This window comes from Pseudoalteromonas luteoviolacea S2607 (assembly GCF_001625575.1).
Taxonomy (GTDB): domain Bacteria; phylum Pseudomonadota; class Gammaproteobacteria; order Enterobacterales; family Alteromonadaceae; genus Pseudoalteromonas; species Pseudoalteromonas luteoviolacea_E.
The window spans coordinates 1-1,232 of sequence record NZ_AUXV01000027.1 but is presented as its reverse complement, the minus strand read 5'-3'; the positions used below and the strand labels follow the sequence as shown (position 1 = coordinate 1,232).

The window sequence follows — 1,232 nt, the reverse complement described above, 5'->3', positions numbered from 1 at the left end:
ATGGCAAAAGAAAAGTTTGAACGTTCGAAACCGCACGTAAACGTAGGTACAATTGGCCACGTTGACCACGGTAAAACAACTCTAACAGCAGCAATCACTAACGTACTTGCAAAAGTATACGGTGGTGAAGCACGTGACTTCGCTCAAATCGATAACGCTCCAGAAGAGCGTGAGCGTGGTATCACAATCGCAACTTCACACGTAGAGTACGATACTCCAACTCGTCACTACGCACACGTTGACTGTCCTGGACACGCTGACTACGTTAAAAACATGATCACTGGTGCTGCTCAGATGGACGGCGCGATCCTAGTAGTTGCTGCAACTGACGGTCCTATGCCTCAGACTCGTGAGCACATCCTACTTTCACGTCAGGTTGGTGTACCTTACATCATCGTATTCATGAACAAATGTGACATGGTTGATGACGAAGAGCTAATCGAACTAGTAGAGATGGAAGTTCGTGAACTTCTTTCTGAGTACGACTTCCCAGGTGATGACCTACCACTAATCCAAGGTTCAGCTCTTAAAGCACTAGAAGGTGAGAAAGAGTGGGAAGACAAGATCGTTGAGCTTGCAGAAGCACTAGATTCTTACATCCCAGAGCCAGAGCGTGACATCGATAAGCCATTCATCATGCCTATCGAAGACGTATTCTCAATCCAGGGTCGTGGTACAGTAGTAACTGGCCGTGTTGAAGCTGGTATCATCAACGTGAACGACGAAGTTGAAATCGTAGGTATCAAAGAAACTACGAAGACAACTTGTACGGGTGTTGAAATGTTCCGTAAGCTTCTAGACGAAGGTCGTGCAGGTGAGAACATAGGTGCACTTCTACGTGGTACTAAGCGTGACGAAGTTGAGCGTGGTCAAGTACTTTCAGCTCCTGGTACAATCCAGCCGCACACTAAGTTCACTTCAGAAGTATACGTACTTTCTAAAGATGAAGGTGGTCGTCATACTCCTTTCTTCAAAGGTTACCGTCCACAGTTCTACTTCCGTACAACAGACGTAACTGGTGACATCCAGCTACCAGACGGCGTAGAAATGGTAATGCCTGGTGACAACATCAAGATGACTGTAGAACTAATCTGCCCAATCGCGATGGACGAAGGTCTACGTTTCGCTATCCGTGAAGGTGGCCGTACAGTTGGTGCTGGTGTTGTAGCATCAATCATCGAGTAATAGTTACCTGTTAACTAATTCGATATACGAATATTAAAAAGCCGCTC

General features: G+C 46.1%; 1 protein-coding gene. It reads left to right on the top strand.

The window, feature by feature from the left end; genetic code table 11:
- Positions 1–1,185 (top strand): elongation factor Tu, encoded by a 1,185-nt coding sequence (tuf, locus tag N480_RS14470; RefSeq protein ID WP_063373199.1) that lies wholly within the window; start codon positions 1–3, stop codon positions 1,183–1,185.
- Positions 1,186–1,232: the final 47 nt, after the last annotated feature.